The 16,797-nt window shown below is 72.7% G+C and carries 19 protein-coding genes; 12 read left to right on the forward strand and 7 right to left on the reverse strand.

Annotation, left to right across the window (positions count from 1 at the left end; all coding sequences use genetic code 11):
- Positions 1 to 350 precede the first annotated feature (350 nt).
- From OG218_RS13855 to proS, 3 genes are all read left to right on the forward strand, one after another.
- Positions 351 to 725 carry a VOC family protein gene (locus OG218_RS13855; protein WP_328293808.1) on the forward strand — a complete coding sequence of 125 codons (375 nt, stop codon included), beginning with the start codon at positions 351 to 353 and terminating at the stop codon, positions 723 to 725.
- 537 nt (positions 726 to 1,262) lie between these two features.
- Positions 1,263 to 2,003, forward strand: coding sequence for a hypothetical protein (locus OG218_RS13860; RefSeq protein ID WP_328293809.1), 741 nt, complete (start codon positions 1,263 to 1,265; stop codon positions 2,001 to 2,003).
- Between the two features lie 175 nt (positions 2,004 to 2,178).
- On the forward strand, positions 2,179 to 3,606 hold the full coding sequence (proS, locus tag OG218_RS13865; protein ID WP_328293810.1) for a proline--tRNA ligase: 1,428 nt from the start codon (positions 2,179 to 2,181) through the stop codon (positions 3,604 to 3,606).
- Positions 3,607 to 3,620: 14 nt separating this feature from the next.
- On the opposite strand, the gene OG218_RS13870 is transcribed toward proS, so the two are convergent.
- On the reverse strand, positions 3,621 to 6,014 hold the full coding sequence (locus tag OG218_RS13870) for a diguanylate cyclase domain-containing protein (RefSeq protein WP_328293811.1): 2,394 nt from the start codon (positions 6,012 to 6,014) through the stop codon (positions 3,621 to 3,623).
- A gap of 76 nt (positions 6,015 to 6,090) precedes the next feature.
- Positions 6,091 to 6,573, reverse strand: a complete 483-nt coding sequence (locus tag OG218_RS13875; RefSeq protein ID WP_328293812.1) for an SRPBCC family protein — start codon at positions 6,571 to 6,573, stop codon at positions 6,091 to 6,093.
- Positions 6,574 to 6,818: 245 nt separating this feature from the next.
- On the opposite strand from OG218_RS13875, the gene OG218_RS13880 reads away from it, so the two are divergent.
- Positions 6,819 to 7,073 (forward strand): GNAT family N-acetyltransferase, encoded by a 255-nt coding sequence (locus tag OG218_RS13880; RefSeq protein ID WP_328293813.1) that lies wholly within the window; start codon positions 6,819 to 6,821, stop codon positions 7,071 to 7,073.
- Between the two features lie 288 nt (positions 7,074 to 7,361).
- On the opposite strand, the gene OG218_RS13885 is transcribed toward OG218_RS13880, so the two are convergent.
- Positions 7,362 to 8,357, reverse strand: a complete 996-nt coding sequence (locus tag OG218_RS13885; RefSeq protein ID WP_328293814.1) for a Gfo/Idh/MocA family protein — start codon at positions 8,355 to 8,357, stop codon at positions 7,362 to 7,364.
- Positions 8,358 to 8,449: 92 nt separating this feature from the next.
- On the opposite strand from OG218_RS13885, the gene OG218_RS13890 reads away from it, so the two are divergent.
- The 3 genes from OG218_RS13890 (at position 8,450) to OG218_RS13900 (ending at position 11,056) form a co-directional block, all read left to right on the forward strand.
- On the forward strand, positions 8,450 to 9,469 hold the full coding sequence (locus OG218_RS13890) for a LacI family DNA-binding transcriptional regulator (RefSeq protein ID WP_328293815.1): 1,020 nt from the start codon (positions 8,450 to 8,452) through the stop codon (positions 9,467 to 9,469).
- The gene (locus OG218_RS13895) at positions 9,466 to 9,861 is read left to right on the forward strand and encodes a YchJ family protein (RefSeq protein ID WP_328293816.1); all 396 of its coding nucleotides are present in this window, start codon (positions 9,466 to 9,468) and stop codon (positions 9,859 to 9,861) included. Before OG218_RS13890 ends, OG218_RS13895 begins: the two co-directional genes overlap by 4 nt.
- Positions 9,862 to 9,931: 70 nt before the next feature.
- A complete protein-coding gene (locus OG218_RS13900) occupies positions 9,932 to 11,056 on the forward strand; it encodes a baeRF2 domain-containing protein (protein ID WP_328293817.1) in 1,125 nt (374 codons plus the stop codon).
- Positions 11,057 to 11,138: 82 nt separating this feature from the next.
- On the opposite strand, the gene OG218_RS13905 is transcribed toward OG218_RS13900, so the two are convergent.
- Complete coding sequence (locus OG218_RS13905) at positions 11,139 to 11,534, reverse strand: hypothetical protein (RefSeq protein ID WP_328293818.1); 396 nt, start codon at positions 11,532 to 11,534, stop codon at positions 11,139 to 11,141.
- Positions 11,535 to 11,661: 127 nt separating this feature from the next.
- Here OG218_RS13905 and OG218_RS13910 point away from each other — a divergent pair, with 127 nt between their 5' ends.
- From OG218_RS13910 to OG218_RS13920, 3 genes are all read left to right on the forward strand, one after another.
- The gene (locus OG218_RS13910) at positions 11,662 to 12,141 is read left to right on the forward strand and encodes a DUF2975 domain-containing protein (protein ID WP_328293819.1); all 480 of its coding nucleotides are present in this window, start codon (positions 11,662 to 11,664) and stop codon (positions 12,139 to 12,141) included.
- A complete protein-coding gene (locus OG218_RS13915) occupies positions 12,141 to 12,383 on the forward strand; it encodes a helix-turn-helix domain-containing protein (protein WP_328293820.1) in 243 nt (80 codons plus the stop codon). The genes OG218_RS13910 and OG218_RS13915 overlap by 1 nt, the downstream gene beginning before the upstream one ends.
- 294 nt (positions 12,384 to 12,677) lie before the next feature.
- Positions 12,678 to 12,857 (forward strand): hypothetical protein, encoded by a 180-nt coding sequence (locus OG218_RS13920; RefSeq protein ID WP_328293821.1) that lies wholly within the window; start codon positions 12,678 to 12,680, stop codon positions 12,855 to 12,857.
- Positions 12,858 to 13,118: 261 nt separating this feature from the next.
- Here the strand turns inward: OG218_RS13920 and OG218_RS13925 are convergent, their stop codons facing one another.
- Positions 13,119 to 14,249 (reverse strand): hypothetical protein, encoded by a 1,131-nt coding sequence (locus OG218_RS13925; RefSeq protein ID WP_328293822.1) that lies wholly within the window; start codon positions 14,247 to 14,249, stop codon positions 13,119 to 13,121.
- A complete protein-coding gene (locus OG218_RS13930) occupies positions 14,246 to 14,617 on the reverse strand; it encodes a PadR family transcriptional regulator (RefSeq protein WP_328293823.1) in 372 nt (123 codons plus the stop codon). Before OG218_RS13930 ends, OG218_RS13925 begins: the two co-directional genes overlap by 4 nt.
- Before the next feature lie 228 nt (positions 14,618 to 14,845).
- On the opposite strand from OG218_RS13930, the gene OG218_RS13935 reads away from it, so the two are divergent.
- A complete protein-coding gene (locus tag OG218_RS13935; RefSeq protein ID WP_328293824.1) occupies positions 14,846 to 15,220 on the forward strand; it encodes a nuclear transport factor 2 family protein in 375 nt (124 codons plus the stop codon).
- 101 nt (positions 15,221 to 15,321) lie between these two features.
- Here OG218_RS13935 and OG218_RS13940 read toward each other — a convergent pair whose 3' ends face one another.
- A complete protein-coding gene (locus tag OG218_RS13940) occupies positions 15,322 to 15,606 on the reverse strand; it encodes a hypothetical protein (protein WP_328293825.1) in 285 nt (94 codons plus the stop codon).
- A gap of 177 nt (positions 15,607 to 15,783) precedes the next feature.
- On the opposite strand from OG218_RS13940, the gene OG218_RS13945 reads away from it, so the two are divergent.
- Positions 15,784 to 16,563 carry a TSUP family transporter gene (locus tag OG218_RS13945; protein WP_328293826.1) on the forward strand — a complete coding sequence of 260 codons (780 nt, stop codon included), beginning with the start codon at positions 15,784 to 15,786 and terminating at the stop codon, positions 16,561 to 16,563.
- The last annotated feature ends 234 nt before the right edge of the window (positions 16,564 to 16,797 follow it).

Raw genomic sequence — 16,797 nt, forward strand, 5'->3', positions numbered from 1 at the left:
ACCTCGTCGTGCCCAGAGGTCGGGTCCGGACTCAGCGCGCCCGCGGTACGGGCGAAGAGCGTCGCACTGAGTCACCGGAGCAATCTTGCCCGCCCCGTCCCTCCAGCGCTCACCACTTCCTCACCCGCCACCACGGCATCCGCTGCGGCTCCACCGCCCTGGCCCCCGCCGACCCTCGCTCCCTGCACCGACTGCGGCGCCGCTACCGCTGTGGTCGTCGAAGTGCACTCGCCCGGAGCAGGAGCGGCGAGACCTCGGCTCGGCTGTGCCAGGTCCTGCTCCTCACAGGACGTCGCGGTCTTCCGGCACCGCCGGAGGAGGCGACGCTCGCGCGGTGTCAAGATCGCTGCGTGCAGCGCTATCCGCAGGGAGAACTCGTCATCGTCCTGGACACCAGTGACCTCGACCGATCGGCGGACTTCTGGACGACGGTCCTGGGTTACCGGCGCGACAGCTACGGAGGAGGGCCCTACCTGAGCTTGAGTCCGTCCGGTGGAGAGGGCGTGGAACTGCTCCTGCAGCGCACGACGGATCGCAAGACCGAGAAGAACCGGGTGCACCTCGACCTGCGGACGGAGGACCTGGAAGCTGAGGTCGCCCGAGTCGAAGCGGCCGGCGGCGTGCTCCTGACGTCCGAGGCTGTCGTCGAGCACGGTTGGCGTTGGCACGTTCTCGCCGACCCGGACGGCAACGAGCTGTGCGTGCTGCAACCGCCCAGCAGCTGACGCTCTCCTCCAGCCGTGGCTCCTCCGGTGCGGGGTCCGGCGCACGAGGCCTTCGTCACCAGTGCGTGTCAGGTCCCCCGGTCGATCGACCACCCGCTCCGGCGGAGCTGACGTCCCCGCGTCGTCGGACGGCGCCGGGAGCGTCACCAGACACGCCTGGTCAGACTCATCCACCCTCCCGCACGGACCGCGGAGGTAGTTCGAGACCCGCATCGAGCGTCGGGACGCGGATGCCCCCGTCGAGGTGGGGGCATCCGCTGGTCCTCCACCGGCGCGGCGGCCGACAGCTGGATTCTCTGGACGGCTCCGATGCGGTGGAGCAGTGTCAGGTCTTCGCTCGCCGGGGAAGGCCCGCCGAGCATCCACGCGTTCTCTGCGTCGAACCGGTACGCCGCGCCCACCAGCCCACTTCCAGCCGAGCCCTGGCCGCACACCAGCCACGAGACACCACCCCCGACGACGGCGAGACTGCGGGTGCGTCCCCCACCGACGCGATCACCGGCGAGGAGGCACGGCATGGGTCGACGAGCACGAGCGGTGCGGCGAGTCGCGGGCCTGACCGCGGCCGCGTACGTCCTCTGCGGTTGCGGAAGCACCCCGGGCAGCTCCCCTCCCCCCGAGGACGGCAGCCGACCCGCGCTGGTGCTGACGCCTGCTCAGGAGAGCGCCGTCGCGGCGCTGACCGCGCCGGAGTTCTCCCGTCGCGGGGACCCGCTGGCGCTGCTCGACAGCGTCGCCGACCTCGTGGGTACCACCCTGGCGTGCGACGAGGTCGCGGAGCACCTCGACGTCCCCGTCCCCAGCTTCCCGACGTTGCAGGAACGCGGTTTCACCCCCGTCTGCGGCAGCTCCGAGGGTGCCGCCGTCTTCGAGCACCTGGTCCCCTCGGCGGCCGATCCACCGGCACCGTCGGCGGATCCGGCCACCGACGTCCACGGCGTGACCGTCGCCTACCTGCCCCCGGGTGTGGACGCCGACGGCACGCCCTTCGCCGAGGCCCGCAGCGAGGGACTGGTGTGGATGACGATCCTCTACGGCGGGGACACCGCCCAGCCGCCGACCGCTGCGGCGACGAGTGAGCCTTCCCGGTCCGACTTCACCCGTCTGCGGTGGCGCAGCGGCACCGTGCTCGGGGTCCAGTACGTGGACTCCGGGGACACCCACCTGGCCTGGCGCAGCACCGCGGCCGACCACGTCTTCGACGTCAGCGTGAACACGTCCGGCGACCCGGTGGCCGGTGTCGCCCTGCTGGCGGACGGGGTGGACCTGCCCACCTGAACCCCGGTGCGGCCGGCGACGCGCACTCAGCGATCGCCAGCCCGCCCGCCCCGGTCTCCTCCCGGTCAGCCGGTGGCAGCTCCAGGGCCCGCGCGGTGCTCGCGGCCGACCTGCGCCACGGTCCCGCGAGAAAACCCGGGCGACGACGGACGCGTCCGACCTAGGCTCGCTGCCCATGGCACCGGTCACCCACGAGCGAGGTCCGGTCCTGACCCCCCGGGCCCAGGACTTCCCGCGCTGGTACCAGGACGTCGTCGACAAGGCGGAACTCGCCGACAACGGTCCCGTCCGCGGCACCATGGTCATCCGGCCCTACGGCTACGCCCTCTGGGAGCGGGTCCAGGCGGAGGTCGACGCCCGGATCAAGCGGGCCGGCGCCGAGAACGTCTACCTGCCGTTGCTCATCCCCGAGAGCTACCTGCAGCGTGAGGCCGAGCACGTCGAGGGGTTCAGCCCCGAGCTGGCCGTCGTCACCCACGCCGGGGGCAAGGAGCTGCCCGAGCCGCTGGTCGTGCGTCCCACCAGCGAGACCGTCTTCGGTGAGTCGATGGCCAGGTGGATCCAGGGCCACCGCGACCTGCCCCTGCTGCTGAACCAGTGGGCGAACGTCGTGCGCTGGGAGCTGCGCCCGCGCCTGTTCCTGCGCACCACCGAGTTCCTGTGGCAGGAGGGGCACACCGCCCACGCCACGCGGGCCGACGCCTCGGCCTACGCCCGCCGCATCCACCTGCAGGTCTACCGCGACTTCTTCCACGACGTCCTGGCGCTGCCCGTGCACGTCGGGCTCAAGACCGCCCGGGAACGCTTCGCCGGCGCCGTGAACACCCTGGCCTGCGAGGCGATGATGGGCGACGGCAAGGCGCTGCAGGTGGCCACCAGCCACGAGATGGGCCAGAACTTCGCGACCGCCTTCGACATCCGCTACGCCGACGCCGACGGCGGGAGGCCCCTGTGCTGGACCACCAGCTGGGGTCTCAGCACCCGTGTCGTCGGCGGGCTCGTCATGGGCCACGGGGACGACAGGGGTCTCGTGGTTCCCCCGGCGCTGGCCCCCACGCAGGTCGTGGTCGTGGTGGTGAAGGAGGACGAGGCCAGCCTCGGCGCCGCCCGGCGGATCCAGGAGCAGCTGTCGGCGGCCGGGGTGCGCGTGAAGGTCGACCGCCGCACCGATCAGGGCTTCGGACGCCGGGTCACCGGCTGGGAGCTCAAGGGCGTGCCCGTCCGGCTGGAGGTCGGACCGCGCGACGTGGGCGAGGGCGTCGTGACCCTGGTCCGCCGCGACAGCGGTGAACGACGGCGTCCCACCCTGGAGGCGGTCGCCTCGCTGGTGCCCGCGCTGCTGCAGCAGGTGCAGGGCGACCTGCTGCAGCGCGGCCGGCAACGCCTGCGGGACCGCACCGCGGACGTGTCCTCGGTGCCGGAAGCGGCGGAGGCGGCACGGACCGGGTTCGGGCGGATCCCGTGGCGCACCCTCGGCGTCGACGGGGAGGCGGAGCTGGCCCGGAACGCGGTGACGGTGCGGTGCCTGCAACGGCCCGACGGCTCCCTGCCCGAGGCCGACGACGAGGACGACCTGGTCGCCGTCGTCGCCCGGAGCTACTGACCGCGACCGAGCCGTCAGGGGTGGCTGAGCGGACGGTTCCCGTGCCGGTGGGCGCGGTTCTTGCCGCCGCGCTTGGCGTCGTACATCGCCTCGTCGGCCTCGGCGAGGACCGCCTCGGCCAGCGCACCCACGCCGTCGGTCCCGTCGGTGTCCTGGCTGCCGCCGATCGGGGTCACGGCGTGCACCCCGGCCGGGACGCAGGCCGACGTCATCCCGATGCTGGCCCCGACGGTGAAGGTGCCGCGCGTCAGCACGACGGGCGCCCGCAGGCTCGCCAGCAGGCGTTCGGCGATGGCCGACAGGTCCTGCTCCTCGGTCAGCCCGGGGCAGACGACGGCGAACTCGTCCCCGCCGAGGCGGGCCAGGGTGTCTCCCGGGCGCAGGCAGGTGGAGAAGCGGTCGGCGACCTCGCGCAGCAGGTCGTCCCCGGTGGCGTGCCCGGCGGCGTCGTTGACGGCCTTGAACCCGTCCAGGTCGCAGAACAGGACCCCCACCCGGGTGCGGTCCCGGCTGGTGGCGGCCAGGGCGTGGGTGAGCCGGTCGTGCATCAGGGTCCGGTTGGGCAGCCCGGTCAGGGGGTCGTGCAGGGCCTGGTGCCGCAGGAGGTCCTCGGCGGCCCTGCGGACGGTGATGTCCTCGATCAGGCACAGCAGGTAGGGCTCGTCGTCGGGTCCACCGCTGGTGGCCGCGTTCCACCCGGAGTCGGTGAGGACGGTCGCCGACAGCAGGCCCCAGCGGGTACTGCCGTCGGCGTGCCGGTAGCGCTTCTCCACCCGGGTCTCGTGGGCCCGGCCGTCGAGGAAGGGGGCGAACGCGGTGACGCACTCGCCCCGGTCCTCGGGGTGGGTCAGGGCGTGGTGGTCGAGCTGCAGCAGTTCCCACGCGGCGAAGCCCGTGAACTCGCTCAACGTGGCGTTGACCTGCAGGATCTGCGCGGCGTCCCGGCCGGTCAGCCCGACGATCATCATGCTGATCGGTGCGGTGTCGAACGCGGCGCGGAACCGGCGTTCGGAGGCGGCCAGGCGGGCCGCGGCGGCCCGCTCGGCGCTGACGTCGCGAGCGGCCAGGACCACGCCCCCGGCCCAGCGCTGCCCGGTGGCCGGGGGCAGCGGGTGGGCGCTGAGGTTCAGCAGCCGGCCGGCGGGGACGGCCGGCGTCGTGACGAGCACGTCCGCGTTCTCGACCGTCTCCCCGCGCAGGGCACGCGAGACGGGCAGGTCCGGCACCGGCCAGGGCCGGCCGTCGGGGTGGCGCATGGAGAAGAACTCCGTCCACCGCTCCTGCGCGAGGTCGAGGGGCAGGTCGGGGAAGAGCGACATCGCGGCGCGGTTGCGCAGCAGGGCCGCACCGCGGGCGTCGTAGACGCTCAACCCGTCGCCGGTGGTCTCGAAGACCTCCCGCAGCAGGGCGGCCTGCTCGGCGGCTTCCTGCTGGGCCCGGCGCAGGCCGGCGACCAGGTCGGCGCGCTCGTCCCGGATCAGGGCCAGGACCAGGGCGGCGAGCCCGATGACGGTGACGAAGGCCTGGGCCAGCAGCACCCGGGTCGCGGGGGAGTCCACCGCGAACGGCCCACGCCCGGCCATGGTCGCGGCCACGACCCAGATCCCGATGAGCAGGACGTGGCCGGTGGTGGTCGTGGTGTGGAAGCGCAGCGCGATCCACATGCTGAACGGCAGCAGCGCGAAGGCGAGCGGCAGGTGCTCGGTCTGGGTGAAGACCACCGTGTACGCGGCGACCACCACCACGGTCGCGGCGACGATCTCCGTGCCGCTGCGCCAGCCGGTCCGCCAGCGCCGGCCCCGGTCCGCCAGTCGCAGGGCGAAGGCGGCGAAGACGAAGGTGCTGGCGGCGTTGCGCACCAGCCACGCCCCGGCCGCCGGGAGCAGCGGGGTACCGGCGCTGAGGTGCAGGGCGAGCGGTCCGACGCAGGCGGCCGCCGCCGACCCGGCCACCGACCCCAGGACCAGGGCGGTCAGGTCCGCGGGGTTCCGCAACCGCCACGGCGCGCTGCCGCCGCGACGGTGCCAGCGGTACGTCACGAGGCACGAGGTGGCGGCCTGCACGCCGTTGGCCACCGCGAACGCGGCCCCCAGCAGCGCTCCGGCGCCGGTCGCGGCGTTCAGCAGCCCCGAGAGGACGGCCACCGCCGCGACGGTCAGGACCCGGCCACGGCGCTGGTGCCAGCAGCAGGCGACCCACACGAAGCCGACGGCGGCCGCCGGCCAGACCAGCGACAGGGTCGAACCCGGCAACCGGGTCGCCCGGCCCGCCACGACCGCCCCGGCGTAGGCCACCGCGAACGCCAGGTGCATCGCCGCGGGGTGCGCCCGCCACCACGTCACGACGGAGGCGTCGATCCGGTCCCCGGTGCCGGGGGCGCTCGGGGTCAGCGGCGCGGGCTTCTCCACACCCTGACGTCGGCAGCGGACCCCCACCGCTTGAGGCGGGCACCTCCGCGACGGCGTGCTCCCGGTGCCGCCACCATCACCCGTGACCGGTCGGCGCGGCCGGCGCGGACCGTTCGAGGTGCGCGGCCAGGGCGCGCAGCCGCCGCCCGGTCTCCCACCGGAACGCCCGCACGGCGACGGCCTCGACGACGCGGGACAGCGGGGCGGGGGCACCGGTGAACGTCAGCGTGTAGACGACCTCGCTGCGCCCGCCCTCGAGGTCGCGGTGGCGCATCGAGGCGGCCCACGCGGCGAAGAACGGCGACCGCGAGGTCAGGGTGACCGCCGCCAGGTCGGGGCGGCGGAAGGTCACGTAGCGCGTGCGGAAGGTCAGCCCACCGAGGGTCCAGCGGGCCTGGCAGACGGCGTCGACGCCGCGGTCGGGAGCGGCACCGCCGACCGTGTACGCCGCGCGCAGCAGGGTGTCCCAGCGCAGCCGGTTCGGGTAGTCGTGCACGACGTCGAAGGCCACGTCGGCGGGGACGGGCAGGACCTGCCGGACCACGGCGTGGGCGCTCACGTCCTCCAGCGTGGCGTTCGGGGGCCTGCCCCGCACGTCCTCGCCGGGTCGGACCGCGTCCGCCCGCCTCGGGGCCCTCGCCCCGCGGGACGAGGGGCGCAGCGGAGTGGTCGCGTGGATCCCCTCCGTGTCCGCGACCCCGTCCCGGCCGACCTCCTCACCGGCCTCGTGGACGTCCTGCGTGACGTCGTCCCGGACGGCGCCAGCGTCGGCTTCGTCGGTACCTCGAGGGCGGGTGGACGTGGGTGGCGGGAACGGTCAGCCTGCGCCTGGACCAGCCCGAGGACGCCCCGCACCGCGCCGACCTGACCGAGCTGCTCGTCCACCGCGACTTCCGCGGGCGTGGACTCGCCTCCCGGCTCATGGCCGCGGTCGAGGGAGGGGCGGTGCGGGCGGGTCGGACCCTGCTCGTGCTGGACACCGAGACGGGCGCCCGACGGAGGGCCTGTACGAGCGCTGGGGGTGGCGGCGGGCCGGGACCATCGAGGGCCACGCGGTGAGTCCCCGGGGAGAGCTGCTGGGCACGACGCTGTTCTCCAAGGTGCTGCCGGGGGCCGCGGACGTCGTCGGCGGACCCGTGGACCGTCGACGGTGACGCCCGGACCGTCCTGTCACGACGAGGACGGCGGGGTGAGCCAGGCACGGCCGCCGTGGCGGTGTCCCCTCCGGCTGAGCAGCGACCACACCGCCGAGACCCCGGTCCGGGTGGACGGTGGCCTGCTCGTGGACCTCGCCCGCCTCGGCGTCGAGCGGCACTTCCAGGACCGCACCACCCGTCGGGCGTCCGGTCAGACCCGGACCGGCGTCCCGCTCGCGAGCGACTCCTGCGCGGCGTCGGCGACCCGGGACGCGGCGACGGCGTCCTCGGGCCGGCACAGTTCCCCGTCGATCCCGCGGACGAGGTCCGCGAAGGCGGCGATCTCGGCGCGGTAGGCGTCGGCGAAGCGTTCGGCGAACGTCGTGTGCGGGGTTCCGGTGGGGAACTCGACGCCGGGTTCGGCCGAGCGCAGCGCGCTCCGTTCGTCGAGGCCGACGAGCAGCGACCCGGCGGAGCCCTGCAGTTCCAGCCGGACGTCGTGGCCCGCCCCGTTGTAGCGGGAGGCCGTGACGACGGCGAGGGTCCCGTCGTCGAGGGTGCAGACGGCGAGGGCGGTGTCGACGTCGCCCACGGCCCCGATCTCGGGGTCGCCGTTGTTGCTGCCCCGGGCGTAGACCTCGACGACCTCCCGGCCGGTGATCCAGCGGATGACGTCGAAGTCGTGGACGGAGCAGTCGCGGAACAACCCGCCCGAGGTCGCGAGGAACGACACCGGCGGCGGGGTGGCGTCGCAGGTCACGGCCCGGATCGCGTGCAGCCAGCCGAGCTCGCCGGTCGAGTGCGCGCGTTTGGCCTCGAGGTAGCCGGCGTCGTAGCGGCGCTGGTGACCGATGCGGACGACACCGTCGTGGGCGGCGATGAAGTCCAGGACGGGCAGCGACAGCGCGACGTCCGGCGCGACGGGTTTCTCGGAGAACACCGGGATGCCGGCCTCGACCCCGGCCCGGATGAGTTCGGGGTGCTGCGCGGTGCCGGTCGCGACGATCAGACCGTCGATCCCGGAGGCCAGTAGGGCGTCGACGTCGACGGCGGCCTCGACCCCGAGTTCGTCGGCCACGGACCGCGCGCGGACGGCGTCGACGTCGGCGACGGTGAGCCGGCCCACGCCGGGGGTCGTGACGACGTTGCGCGCGTGCATGACGCCGATGCGGCCCACGCCGGCGAGGCCGAGGTGCAGGTCGGACAAGGGGACTCCTTCAGGACGTCATCGTCGTTGGACCGGTCCAACGCCCTCTACGATCGACCCATCACCAACCCGATGTCAAGGAGCGTAGAGGCGTGAGCGATCCGGGGGGACGACCCACGATCCGCAGCGTCGCCGCGCGCGCCGGGGTCTCCAAGTCGCTGGTCTCGCTCGTGCTGCAGGAGAGCCCCAAGGTCTCGCCCGAGCGCCGCGCCGCCGTGCTCAGCGCGATGGACGAGCTCGGCTACCGCCTCGACCCGACCGCCCGCAGCCTCGCGCAGGGCCGCACCCGGGCCGTCGGGCTCGTCCTCGACGACCTGCGCAACCCGTGGTTCGTGGACGTCCTCGACGGCCTGCGGCCCGTGCTGCGCGCGGCCGGGCTGCGGCCGGTGCTGGCCGAGGTCCGCAGCGAACCCGAGGCCCCGCAGACCTTCGCCGACCTGCGCGTCGACGGGCTCGTCGTCATCGGCACCCTGCCCGACCTCACCCTCGTCGAGGAGGTCGCGGTGCACCTGCCGGTCGTGCTGGCCGGCACCCGCACCCCGCCCGGGACCGACCTCGACGTCGTCGCCGGGGACGACCCGGCCGGGGTGGGGCTCGTCGTCGAGCACCTGCTCGCCCTCGGCCACCGCCGCATCGCCCACGTCGGCGGGTCCGGGCCCGTCGGCCGGCTGCGCCGCGAGGCCTTCGAGGCGGCCGTCCGGGCCGGCGGCGGGACACCCCTGGTGGCCGTCGCCGAGATGACCGAGGACGCCGGTCACCGCGCGGGTCTGGCCCTGCTCGGCGACGCCCGACGTGCCGCCGAGCGGCCGACCGCCGTGCTCGCCGCGAACGACGCCTGCGCCGTCGGGGTCCTCGCCGCCGCGGCCGACCTCGGCCTCGACGTCCCCGCCGACGTCTCCGTCGCCGGTTACGACGACACCTCGCTGGCCCGGCTGCGGGCGGTGTCGTTGACCAGCGTCGACAACGCCGCCCGCGAGGTCGGCCGGATCGCGGGGGAGCGCCTGCTGGCCCGCCTCGAGGACCCCGAGCTGCCCGTCGGCCTGCGGCTGGTGGCCCCGCGTCTCGTCGTGCGCTCCACCACGGCCCCGCCGCCGGGCAGGATGACGGGGTGACCACTCCCGAGGGACCGTGCCCGTGCGGCTGGGGCGAGCCGTTCGCCGGGTGCTGCGGCCGGTACCTGGGGGGCCGGGCGGCGCCGACCGCGGAAGCGCTGATGCGCTCGCGCTACACGGCCTTCGCCGTGGGCGACCGCGAGCACCTGCTCCGCACCTGGGACCCCGCCACCCGACCCGACGAGCTCGACCTGGACCCCGGCGTCGAGTGGCGCCGCCTCCTCGTGCTCGCCACCACGGGCGGTAGCCCCTTCGACGACACCGGGACCGTCGAGTTCGAGGCGCACTACCGCCAGGCGGGCCGCCGCGGTGTCCAGCACGAGAACTCGGCCTTCACCCGCGTCGCCGGCGTCTGGCTCTACGTGGGGCCGGTGGGAAACCTGGTCGCGTGATCGCGCTCCGGTTGAAACTCTGAGTCACGGGTAAGAGCGTTGAGCACCATCCGCGATGAGGAGGAGTCCCGTGAAGCTGGACTGGCTCAAGGATCTGGCGCTGGACCCCGGTCCGCACGTGTCCGTCTACGTCGACGCGACCCGCGACCGGGCGACCGGCGCCCACGACATCGACCTGCGCTGGCAGGACGCCCGGTCGGCCCTGGCCGGCCAGGGCGCCCCCGAGACCGCGCTGAGCGCGCTCGACGCCGTCGCCACCGAACCGACCGGGGTCGGCGGCCACGTCGGACGCGCGATGCTCGCCACGAAGGAGGGGCTGCAGCTCGACGTCGTGCTGCCCGCCCCGCCGCTGCGCGAGGAGGTCAGCACCGGTCCCGTCGCGCACCTCATGCCGCTCGTGCGGTCGAGGGCCGACGACGTCTGCTACGTGCTCGTCGAGCTCGACCGGGCCGGCGCCGACGTCACCCTCACCCGCACCGGTGCGGTCCAGGGGGCCGAGGTCCACACCGTCGAAGGGGGACACGACCTGCTGCACAAGGGATCCGGGGACAACCGCGCCGAGCACCGCTACCAGCGGTCCGTGCAGGACTCCTGGGACCACAACGCCGCCGCCGTCGCCGCCGACCTCACCGACCTCGTCCGCCGCGAGCACCCCGAGGTCGTGCTGCTCACCGGTGACGCGAAGGCCGCCGCCGCGCTGCGCGAGAAGGCCCCCGCCCCGCTGCGGGCCCTGCTCCGCGACGTCAAGGGCGGCTCGCGGGCGGCCGGCACCCACGAGAAGGCGTTCACGGCCGCCGTCGCCGAGGTCCTCGACGTCGTCCGCTCGGCGCGGCGCCAGACCGTCGTCGACGACTTCGTCCAGGAACGCGGCCGGGCGGGCCGGGCCGTCGAGGGGATGGCCGCGGTCGTCTCCGCCCTGCGCCAGGGGCAGGTGGCGACGATGCTGCTGCTCGACGACCCGAGCTCGACGGAACTCCTCTGGGCCGGCCGGGGACCGCTGGAGATCAGCACCACGACGATGGACCTGCACGCCATGGGTATCGAAGACGCCGTGCAGGTGCGCGCCGACGCGGCCCTCGTCCGCGCCCTGGCCGCCTCCGACGCCGAGATCCACCTCGTCCCGCTCCCGGAGGAGGACGGTGAGGCGCCCCTGGTCACGATGGCCGACGGCATCGGCGCCCTCCTGCGCTACTAGGGCCCGTCCTGCGGATCGTGGACAGCCGTGATCCTGCCCGGAACGCGGGAGCACGCAGCTCGCGGGTGACCGCGACGTCGGGCTACGACGCGTCGGCGGTCAGGTCCAGGGCGCCGGGGAAGGCCAGAGCGAAGGTGACGCCCCCATCGGCCTCCAGGCTGGTGGGGGTCACCTCGTCCTGGGTGATGTGCAGGCCGAACTCGGGCATCGAGACGTCCACGGTGTACGTGCCGGGGCCGAAGGTCTTGGTGATGCGGCCGGCGTCGTCCAGGGTCGCGGTCCCGACCGCGCTGCCGCCGGCGAAGAAGGTGACCTCTGCCCCCGCGGCCGGTAGGTCTCGACATTCCTGCTGGCGGCACAGGTGCAGGGTGGTCTCCACCGTGACCTCGCCCGTCTTCTTCCCCGAACAACCGGCCGAGGCGGCGATCAGCAGCAGGGGGAGCAGGAGCGGGAGCGCGCGGCGTGCGGGGTGGTCCACGTGAGCAGAGTGGCAGGACGGCAGCCGGTCCACCGGGGAAACGATCGTGCGCGAGCAGGTTGGGCCATCTACGCCACCGACGCTTGCATCTATTGCTCTTCGATAGATACCGAGTGATGATCGACAGGTGAACGGCCGCGTCATCAACGCCCTGCGTCTCTGTCTCGTCGTCCTGGGTCTGGGTGCCCTCTTCGGTCAGGTCGTCTACGTCCCCGTCGCCGCCTCGCAGTCAGCGCAGGAGCACCCCGAGCTGGCCTACCTGGCGGTGCCCTACGCGATCGCGATGATCGTGGTCCTGGTCTGCGTGCAGGCTGCACTGATCGCGGTGGGGAAGCTGCTCGCGATGGTCGAGCACGGATGGATCTTCAACCCGGAAGCCCTGCGGTGGGTGGACGTCATCATCGTCTCGGCGGCAGCAGCGACCGTCATCACGGTGGCGACCGTGACTCACCTGATCAGCTGGGTCGGGGTCGGCGGTCCGTTCGCGGTGCTGGTCCAGGCCGCGTCGTTGGTCGGTGGAGTGAGTTTCGTCCTGCTGATGATCGTCATGCGCGGTCTGCTGGCTTCGGCGACGGTGCTGCAGAGCGAGATGGCCGAGGTCGTCTGATGGCGGTGGTCGTCGACCTCGACGTGATGCTGGCGCGGCGGAAGATGTCGGTGGGTGAGTTCTCCCGCCGGATCGGTTTGACGCCGGCGAACGTGGCGGTGCTGAAGAACGGGCGGGCCAAGGCGGTGCGGTTCTCGACCCTGGATGCGATGTGCCGGGTGCTGGAGTGCCAGCCGGGTGACGTCTTGCGCTGGGTCCCGGACGCTGTCGACGAGGTCGCAGAGGCGATACCGGTCGGCTGAAGCCGATCACTCGTCGCACCGTCGAGGACGTCCCACGCTGGCGGAGTGACCATCCGCTCCCCGGCGGTGTGCGGGTGATCGTCGTGCTGGACTCGCTCGCTCATCGCACGTGCGCGACGTCACCAGCAGTCAGGACCACCCGTAGCGCGGGATGACCGTGCGGTCGGTGGTGCCTGCGCGGGGCCTGCTGAGCGCCGAAGTCGTCCGGGTGCGCTCTGGTGGTACGAGCAGTGATCATCAGCGCCACGATGTGCCTCAGCTCGGCCTGTCGCCTTCTCGCCACCAGGAGCATCCATGACCAGCAAGCAGCGCACCTACACCCTCATCGGAGCCGTCGTCGGTCTCGTCGTCGGGTTGCTGCTCTACACCGGCGACCGGTCCACGGCAGCGGCGGTCGCCCTCGCGGTGGGGCAGGCCGTCGTCGCGGGCCCAGTGGGCTACTTCCTGGCCCGGGACGGGCAGAAGACCCGCTGAAGCCCGGGCGATGAGCCTGAGCACCCGCTGTCGACGTTCGCCCTCTCGTGTCGAGGGCGTCGACGGGCTGGACCCGATGGCGGCTGGTCGAGGATCGGGTGCGCACTCGGCGAACGCGTGGGGTGGGCTACGACTGCCTTCCCGTGCGCACCGGATCGCGGGATGACCGGTGAGTCGTCTCAGGGTCACCCCGGCATGAAGCAGCGCATGGACTGTCCCCTCGCGCAGTCCATGCCCCGCCCTCAGCAGGAGCCGAACGGGCTACAGCAGCGGCTCTGGGGGCTCAGCGGAAGTGGCCGGATCGTTTCCGGCTGCGGATTGCGGACCCGATGTTCGTCCCCACTTCGCCCCCGCCAATACCAGGGCGATTCCCAGAACGAGGACCGCTGTGAACAGCGCCCCGCCGGACAGCATCTGGTGGCCGCTGAAATCACTGAAAGAGAAGAGCGCCAGGTACAGGTAGGGCAGCGCGCTCGCTAGCGCGGCCAGGAACCAGTGGCGGCCGGTGAGGGAGGCGACAGCGGCGGTGATGACGCAGAGCCCGGCCAGGGCGAGAAGGGCGACGCTGAGGGAGTGCATGCCCTGGTCGGCGTATCCGGGTCGGTAGAAGTGCGAGACGGGGTTCCAGACCGAGGAGCCGTCACCGTGGCTGAGTTGGGTCGCGGCCAGGGCTCCGGTGAGTCCGATGTAGGCCGCGGCCATCCAGCCGCGGGTAGCGCGTGCGGTGGGCAGGTGTCCCGCCGTGCTGAGCCCCGCCGCCAGTGCGAGCGGTACCAGCGCATAGATGGGCGGGCGGGGGATGACGTGCACCGTGACCAGCAGCAGTGCGCCAACGGCGGTGGCGGCCAGCAGCCAGCGGCCCAGGCGGGCATGGCCGGCCAGGACGGCGATCAGGGCGGCCACCCACAGCCCGTAAACGGCAGGTCCGGCGGTCTGCAGCAACGGGGCGGTGTAGGTGTAGGTCGAACCGTCAGCCAGCGTGGCGCTCGGTATGTCCCGCCAGGGCCAGGCGATCTCGCCGAAGGCGATGATGACGGTGCTCACCGCGGCCCCCAGCACCAGGCCCAGCATCGAGATCCGGTCACGCACCAGCGCCGGGAGGAAGGCGAACATGCGCTCCCAGCGCGTTTCCAGTCCTGCAGTGAGCAGGTCCAGGTGCACTCCCCAGGACGGCCGGTGGGTGGCTGGGTGGCTGTTGGATCGGGCAGGGTGTTCGTCCTGCTGGTCGTGCATGGCCATCAGTACGCCGAGGATCTCTTGTTCGCGGTGGGCCCGCCAGGAGCGGGGGTAGGCGCGCAGCAACTGTCGGCAGCGGGTTTCGTAGCGTCCGGTTGCCTCGTTGTGTCCGGCGGCGTCGTGCCCGGTTGTCTCGTGGTGCCCGGTTGCGCTCATGAGGTTGCTCCTCGAGTGCGCAGGCGGGTGGTGGCGGCTTCGACGTTGGCGCGTAGTCGTTGGGTTTCGCGTTCCAGGGTGCCTGCGCCGGTGGTGGTGAGGGTGTAGTAGCGGCGTAGGCGGCCCTCGACGACTTCCTCGCCGCTTTGGGTGATGAGTCCTTCGCTGGTGAGGCGGTCCAGGGCGCCGTAGAGGGTGCCGGGTTTGAGGCGGACCCGTCCGCCGGAGAGGTGTTCGATTTCCTGGATGAGCGCGTAGCCGTGGTGCGGTTGACCGGCGAGGGCGGTCAGCAGCAGGAAGGTCGGTTCGCGCATCTCGCTCGATGCCATGACTTGAAGATAGTCAGTCATTCGGTGCATACCGGTCATCTGACTATGGCGTGTCCCTCACATGCCCGGCTGGCTGTGACAGCTCAGCGACCTCCCGCACTTGGAGCCATGACCGCGACGTCGCCGACCGCGCACAACGCGGGATGACCGTAAAGCCGCGGCCCACCATGGTCGCGTCTGAACATCGTCAAGAGCAATGGAGCGGCGACATGTGCGGGACGTCGTCGCGATACGGCTGACCTGGCGCTGGCCACTACCTTGGCCGCTGTGACCATATTGACCGACGAGACGTTGAGCGCTGCGGAGAGCAGGCTTCAGGACGCCCTGCGGGCGGGTGATGTGACGGCCTTGGACGCGCTCCTGCACTCCGACGTCGTCTTCGTGGGGCCAGATGGCGCTGAGGTGGGCAAAGAAGCCGACTTGGAGGCTCATCGTTCTGGCGCGCTCCGCCTGCGTGAGGTCATCGAGATCGACCGGTCGGTCACGGACCTGGGTGATGTCGGGCTCACCCGCGTTCGGCTCCACCTGAGGGGTGAAGCCTGGGGTTCGAGGCTGGATGCGGTCATGGCGTACACGCGGACGTGGGTGCGGGAGGAAGGGGCTTGGCGAGTCCTGCAGGCTCAGGGTGTCGTGGTCCAGTGAGCTGTGGGCTCCGGCGTGGACTTGCGGTGTGGCCTTCCGCGGGAGCGACTCTCGGTGAGGGCGCTCGGGTCGCGGCATGACCGTGCGCTTCGCCCCGCGGCTCACGCCTGCAGACGTGGCTGCAGTGGCTGCTGGTTCAGCGGGCCGTTGCGAGCCACGACGATGGCTTCCTCACCCTCGCCGATCCACAACTGCAAGGAGCCGGTGCCCAGCGCGGCCCGGATGCCGCGGTAGCGCCAGAACGTCTCCAGGTGGTGCTGGCCCGGGTCGAAGGGGAAGGTCTGAGCGTGGGACCAGGTCAGGGCGTGCTCGGTGCCGTCCAGACGTAGGTACGGCCGCGCTGTCGACCTCAGCAGCCAAGCGTTGACCCAGTGGGGCTGAGCCACGACACGGACGCTCGAACCGCGTCGCGGCCGTGTGCCTGGTCGGAGGGCGGACTCTGAGACCGTGCTCATGACCGCACTCTGCCACTGCGTCTTGGCGCGCAGCAGTCGCTTAGGGACCATCCGCAGATCGGCACGAGCGGACGTTCCGTCCGGGCGTGATTGCGCACTCAGCGCGGGATGACCGTGCGGGACAGCGGCCGCTGCGCGGTCTGGGACGATCCCGCGGTGCTGATGGGCGAGGCCGTGTGGTTGATCGTGGCGGTAGTGGTCTGCGTCGGCGTGGCCTCAGCGGCGCAGGTCCTCAGCGGTATGGGGTTCGCGCTGCTCGCCGGACCTTTGCTGGCACTGGCCCTGGGTACCTCTGACGGGGTGCGCTTGAGCGTGGCCCTGTCGATCGTCCTCAACGTCGTCGTCTTGGCCGGCTCGTGGCGCCTGGTGCGCGGCGGTGATGCGCTGCGCCTGCTGGTACCCGCGGCGCTGCTGGTCCTGCCCGCGCACCTGCTCAGCGCGCGACTGGGCGGGATGTGGACGTCCGTGGCGGCTGGGGTCGCGGTTCTGGTGGGGGTGGGGTTGATCGCTTCGGGGCGACGGGCGGGGTGGGTGGACGGGCCGGCTGGTGCGGTGGCTGCGGGGGCGGGCAGCGGGGTGCTCAACGTCCTCGGTGGGGTCAGCGGGCCGCCGGTGGCCCTGTTCGTGGCCCATCGTGGTTGGGAGCCGAAGGTCAGCACCGCGACCCTGCAGGCGTACGCCTTGCCTCTGAACGTGGTGACCCTCGCCGTCCTCGGCTTGCCCGCGGTCCAGCTGGGCAGCCTGCTGGGAGCCGGGGTCGGTCTGGTGGTGGGGGCCGCGTGTGCGTGGCGCTTCGTGGCGCGGATCAGTGCTGCCACGGTGCGCAGTCTCGTTCTCGTCCTCGCCGCGGTCGGTGGGGTGCTGCTCATCACCCGCGCCCTCACCTGAGCCAACCATTCGGCGGTTCACCGGACATCGTCAAGCCCGCGACGTCGCTGCCGGCTCCGGACCGCGCACACCGCGGGATGACCGTGACGTCGGTGCAGCGGGGCGACCCCCGTCGTGGGGGAAGACGTGGGTGCGCCGATCTGGTCGCCCGGGTGACGGTTTCGGTTCACCCACGGGTGACCTCATGTGGTGACAGCGGTGGGTGCGACGGCCAGGGCTGAACGCGCAGCCATC

This window comes from Kineococcus sp. NBC_00420 (assembly GCF_036021035.1).
Taxonomy (GTDB): domain Bacteria; phylum Actinomycetota; class Actinomycetes; order Actinomycetales; family Kineococcaceae; genus Kineococcus.

Coding starts and splice junctions, on each gene's coding strand:
- proS (WP_328293810.1), top strand. CDS start 2,179: ATGGCACCGGTCACCCACGAGCGAGGTCCGGTCCTGACCCCCCGGGCC.
- OG218_RS13915 (WP_328293820.1), top strand. CDS start 12,141: ATGGCGGTGGTCGTCGACCTCGACGTGATGCTGGCGCGGCGGAAGATG.
- OG218_RS13920 (WP_328293821.1), top strand. CDS start 12,678: ATGACCAGCAAGCAGCGCACCTACACCCTCATCGGAGCCGTCGTCGGT.
- OG218_RS13925 (WP_328293822.1), bottom strand. CDS start 14,249: ATGAGCGCAACCGGGCACCACGAGACAACCGGGCACGACGCCGCCGGA.
- OG218_RS13930 (WP_328293823.1), bottom strand. CDS start 14,617: ATGACCGGTATGCACCGAATGACTGACTATCTTCAAGTCATGGCATCG.
- OG218_RS13945 (WP_328293826.1), top strand. CDS start 15,784: ATGACCGTGCGGGACAGCGGCCGCTGCGCGGTCTGGGACGATCCCGCG.